Origin of the sequence: Streptococcus mitis, assembly GCF_002096835.1 — a bacterium.
Classification (GTDB): domain Bacteria; phylum Bacillota; class Bacilli; order Lactobacillales; family Streptococcaceae; genus Streptococcus; species Streptococcus mitis_W.
In genome coordinates this window covers 1-4,939 of the sequence record NZ_NCVG01000012.1, presented here as the reverse complement: position 1 = coordinate 4,939, position 4,939 = coordinate 1, and the positions used below count along the sequence as shown (strand labels likewise).

Sequence of the window (4,939 nt, the reverse complement as noted above, 5' to 3'; positions counted from 1 at the left end):
AAAAAACAATAAATCTGTCAGTGACAGAAATGAGTAAGAACTCAAACTTTTAATGAGAGTTTGATCCTGGCTCAGGACGAACGCTGGCGGCGTGCCTAATACATGCAAGTAGAACGCTGAAGGAGGAGCTTGCTTCTCCGGATGAGTTGCGAACGGGTGAGTAACGCGTAGGTAACCTGCCTGGTAGCGGGGGATAACTATTGGAAACGATAGCTAATACCGCATAAGAGTAGATGTTGCATGACATTTGCTTAAAAGGTGCAAATGCATCACTACCAGATGGACCTGCGTTGTATTAGCTAGTTGGTGGGGTAACGGCTCACCAAGGCGACGATACATAGCCGACCTGAGAGGGTGATCGGCCACACTGGGACTGAGACACGGCCCAGACTCCTACGGGAGGCAGCAGTAGGGAATCTTCGGCAATGGACGGAAGTCTGACCGAGCAACGCCGCGTGAGTGAAGAAGGTTTTCGGATCGTAAAGCTCTGTTGTAAGAGAAGAACGAGTGTGAGAGTGGAAAGTTCACACTGTGACGGTATCTTACCAGAAAGGGACGGCTAACTACGTGCCAGCAGCCGCGGTAATACGTAGGTCCCGAGCGTTGTCCGGATTTATTGGGCGTAAAGCGAGCGCAGGCGGTTAGATAAGTCTGAAGTTAAAGGCTGTGGCTTAACCATAGTACGCTTTGGAAACTGTTTAACTTGAGTGCAAGAGGGGAGAGTGGAATTCCATGTGTAGCGGTGAAATGCGTAGATATATGGAGGAACACCGGTGGCGAAAGCGGCTCTCTGGCTTGTAACTGACGCTGAGGCTCGAAAGCGTGGGGAGCAAACAGGATTAGATACCCTGGTAGTCCACGCCGTAAACGATGAGTGCTAGGTGTTAGACCCTTTCCGGGGTTTAGTGCCGCAGCTAACGCATTAAGCACTCCGCCTGGGGAGTACGACCGCAAGGTTGAAACTCAAAGGAATTGACGGGGGCCCGCACAAGCGGTGGAGCATGTGGTTTAATTCGAAGCAACGCGAAGAACCTTACCAGGTCTTGACATCCCTCTGACCGCTCTAGAGATAGAGTTTTCCTTCGGGACAGAGGTGACAGGTGGTGCATGGTTGTCGTCAGCTCGTGTCGTGAGATGTTGGGTTAAGTCCCGCAACGAGCGCAACCCCTATTGTTAGTTGCCATCATTTAGTTGGGCACTCTAGCGAGACTGCCGGTAATAAACCGGAGGAAGGTGGGGATGACGTCAAATCATCATGCCCCTTATGACCTGGGCTACACACGTGCTACAATGGCTGGTACAACGAGTCGCAAGCCGGTGACGGCAAGCTAATCTCTTAAAGCCAGTCTCAGTTCGGATTGTAGGCTGCAACTCGCCTACATGAAGTCGGAATCGCTAGTAATCGCGGATCAGCACGCCGCGGTGAATACGTTCCCGGGCCTTGTACACACCGCCCGTCACACCACGAGAGTTTGTAACACCCGAAGTCGGTGAGGTAACCTTTTAGGAGCCAGCCGCCTAAGGTGGGATAGATGATTGGGGTGAAGTCGTAACAAGGTAGCCGTATCGGAAGGTGCGGCTGGATCACCTCCTTTCTAAGGATAAGGAACTGCGCATTGGTCTTGTTTAGTCTTGAGAGGTCTTGTGGGGCCTTAGCTCAGCTGGGAGAGCGCCTGCTTTGCACGCAGGAGGTCAGCGGTTCGATCCCGCTAGGCTCCATTGGTGAGAGATCACCAAGTAATGCACATTGAAAATTGAATATCTATATCAAATAGTAACAAGAAAATAAACCGAAAACGCTGTAGTATTAATAAGAGTTTATGACTGAAAGGTCAGAAAAATAAGGTTAAGTTAATAAGGGCGCACGGTGGATGCCTTGGCACTAGGAGCCGAAGAAGGACGTGACAAACGACGATATGCCTTGGGTAGCTGTAAGTAAGCGATGATCCAGGGATTTCCGAATGGGGGAACCCAACAGGTACTACCTGTTACCCGCATCTGTTAAGGATGTGAGGAGGAAGACGCAGTGAACTGAAACATCTAAGTAGCTGCAGGAAGAGAAAGCAAAAGCGATTGCCTTAGTAGCGGCGAGCGAAACGGCAGGAGGGCAAACCGAAGAGTTTACTCTTCGGGGTTGTAGGACTGCAATGTGGACTCAAAGATTATAGAAGAATGATTTGGGAAGATCAGCCAAAGAGAGTAATAGCCTCGTATTTAAAATAGTCTTTGTACCTAGCAGTATCCTGAGTACGGCGGGACACGTGAAATCCCGTCGGAATCTGGGAGGACCATCTCCCAACCCTAAATACTCCCTAGTGACCGATAGTGAACCAGTACCGTGAGGGAAAGGTGAAAAGCACCCCGGGAGGGGAGTGAAATAGAACCTGAAACCGTGTGCCTACAACAAGTTCGAGCCCGTTAATGGGTGAGAGCGTGCCTTTTGTAGAATGAACCGGCGAGTTACGTTATGATGCGAGGTTAAGTTGAAGAGACGGAGCCGTAGGGAAACCGAGTCTGAATAGGGCGAATTAGTATCATGACGTAGACCCGAAACCATGTGACCTACCCATGAGCAGGTTGAAGGTGCGGTAAGACGCACTGGAGGACCGAACCAGGGCACGTTGAAAAGTGCTTGGATGACTTGTGGGTAGCGGAGAAATTCCAAACGAACTTGGAGATAGCTGGTTCTCTCCGAAATAGCTTTAGGGCTAGCGTCGACATTAGAGATTCTTGGAGGTAGAGCACTGTTTGGGTGAGGGGTCCATCCCGGATTACCAATCTCAGATAAACTCCGAATGCCAATGAATTATGGTCGGCAGTCAGACTGCGAGTGCTAAGATCCGTAGTCGAAAGGGAAACAGCCCAGACCACCAGCTAAGGTCCCAAAATAATTGTTAAGTGGAAAAGGATGTGGGGTTGCACAGACAACTAGGATGTTAGCTTAGAAGCAGCTATTCATTCAAAGAGTGCGTAATAGCTCACTAGTCGAGTGACCCTGCGCCGAAAATGTACCGGGGCTAAAACAATTTACCGAAGCTGTGGATACCTTTATAGGTATGGTAGGAGAGCGTTCTATGTGTGATGAAGGTGTACCGTGAGGAGTGCTGGAACGCATAGAAGTGAGAATGCCGGTATGAGTAGCGAAAGACAGGTGAGAATCCTGTCCACCGTAAGACTAAGGTTTCCAGGGGAAGGCTCGTCCGCCCTGGGTTAGTCGGGACCTAAGGAGAGACCGAAAGGTGTATCCGATGGACAACAGGTTGATATTCCTGTACTAGAGTATGTAGTGATGGAGGGACGCAGTAGGCTAACTAAAGCAGACGATTGGAAGTGTCTGTCTAAGCAGTGAGGTGTGAACTGAGTCAAATGCTTAGTTCTATAACATTGAGCTGTGATGGGGAGCGAAGTTTAGTAGCGAAGTTAGTGACGTCACACTGCCAAGAAAAGCTTCTAGCGTTTAAACATACTCTACCCGTACCGCAAACCGACACAGGTAGTCGAGGCGAGTAGCCTCAGGTGAGCGAGAGAACTCTCGTTAAGGAACTCGGCAAAATGACCCCGTAACTTCGGGAGAAGGGGTGCTGACTTTAAGTCAGCCGCAGTGAATAGGCCCAAGCAACTGTTTATCAAAAACACAGCTCTCTGCTAAATCGTAAGATGATGTATAGGGGGTGACGCCTGCCCGGTGCTGGAAGGTTAAGAGGAGTGCTTAGCGTAAGCGAAGGTATGAATTGAAGCCCCAGTAAACGGCGGCCGTAACTATAACGGTCCTAAGGTAGCGAAATTCCTTGTCGGGTAAGTTCCGACCCGCACGAAAGGCGTAATGATTTGGGCACTGTCTCAACGAGAGACTCGGTGAAATTTTAGTACCTGTGAAGATGCAGGTTACCCGCGACAGGACGGAAAGACCCCATGGAGCTTTACTGCAGTTTGATATTGAGTGTCTGTACCACATGTACAGGATAGGTAGGAGTCTATGAGATCGGGACGCCAGTTTCGAAGGAGACGTTGTTGGGATACTACCCTTGTGTTATGGCCACTCTAACCCGGATAGGTGATCCCTATCGGAGACAGTGTCTGACGGGCAGTTTGACTGGGGCGGTCGCCTCCTAAAAGGTAACGGAGGCGCCCAAAGGTTCCCTCAGAATGGTTGGAAATCATTCGCAGAGTGTAAAGGTATAAGGGAGCTTGACTGCGAGAGCTACAACTCGAGCAGGGACGAAAGTCGGGCTTAGTGATCCGGTGGTTCCGTATGGAAGGGCCATCGCTCAACGGATAAAAGCTACCCTGGGGATAACAGGCTTATCTCCCCCAAGAGTTCACATCGACGGGGAGGTTTGGCACCTCGATGTCGGCTCGTCGCATCCTGGGGCTGTAGTCGGTCCCAAGGGTTGGGCTGTTCGCCCATTAAAGCGGCACGCGAGCTGGGTTCAGAACGTCGTGAGACAGTTCGGTCCCTATCCGTCGCGGGCGTAGGAAATTTGAGAGGTTCTGCTCCTAGTACGAGAGGACCAGAGTGGACTTACCGCTGGTGTACCAGTTGTCTTGCCAAAGGCATCGCTGGGTAGCTATGTAGGGAAGGGATAAACGCTGAAAGCATCTAAGTGTGAAACCCACCTCAAGATGAGATTTCCCATGATTTTATATCAGTAAGAGCCCTGAGAGATGATCAGGTAGATAGGTTAGAAGTGGAAGTGTGGCGACACATGTAGCGGACTAATACTAATAGCTCGAGGACTTATCCAAAGTAACTGAGAATACGAAAGCGAACGGTTTTCTTGGTTTGAATAGATATTCAATTTTGAGTAGGTATTACTCAGAGTTAAGTGACGATAGCCTAGGAGATACACCTGTACCCATGCCGAACACAGAAGTTAAGCCCTAGAACGCCGGAAGTAGTTGGGGGTTGCCCCCTGTGAGATATGGAAGTCGCTTAGCT

At 50.1% G+C, this 4,939-nt stretch carries 1 tRNA gene and 3 rRNA genes; all 4 read left to right on the top strand.

What is annotated here, in order from left to right:
• Positions 1–48 precede the first annotated feature (48 nt).
• The 4 genes from B7699_RS00170 (at position 49) to rrf (ending at position 4,938) form a co-directional block, all read left to right on the top strand.
• Positions 49–1,595, top strand: a 16S ribosomal RNA gene (locus B7699_RS00170).
• A 51-nt stretch (positions 1,596–1,646) separates the two neighbouring features.
• Positions 1,647–1,719: transfer RNA gene (locus B7699_RS00165), tRNA-Ala, on the top strand.
• A 125-nt stretch (positions 1,720–1,844) separates the two neighbouring features.
• Positions 1,845–4,746 (top strand): 23S ribosomal RNA (locus tag B7699_RS00160).
• A gap of 76 nt (positions 4,747–4,822) precedes the next feature.
• Positions 4,823–4,938: ribosomal RNA gene (gene rrf / locus B7699_RS00155) — 5S ribosomal RNA — on the top strand.
• Together the 16S, 23S and 5S rRNA genes with 1 tRNA gene alongside form the textbook arrangement of a ribosomal RNA operon.
• The last annotated feature ends 1 nt before the right edge of the window (position 4,939 follow it).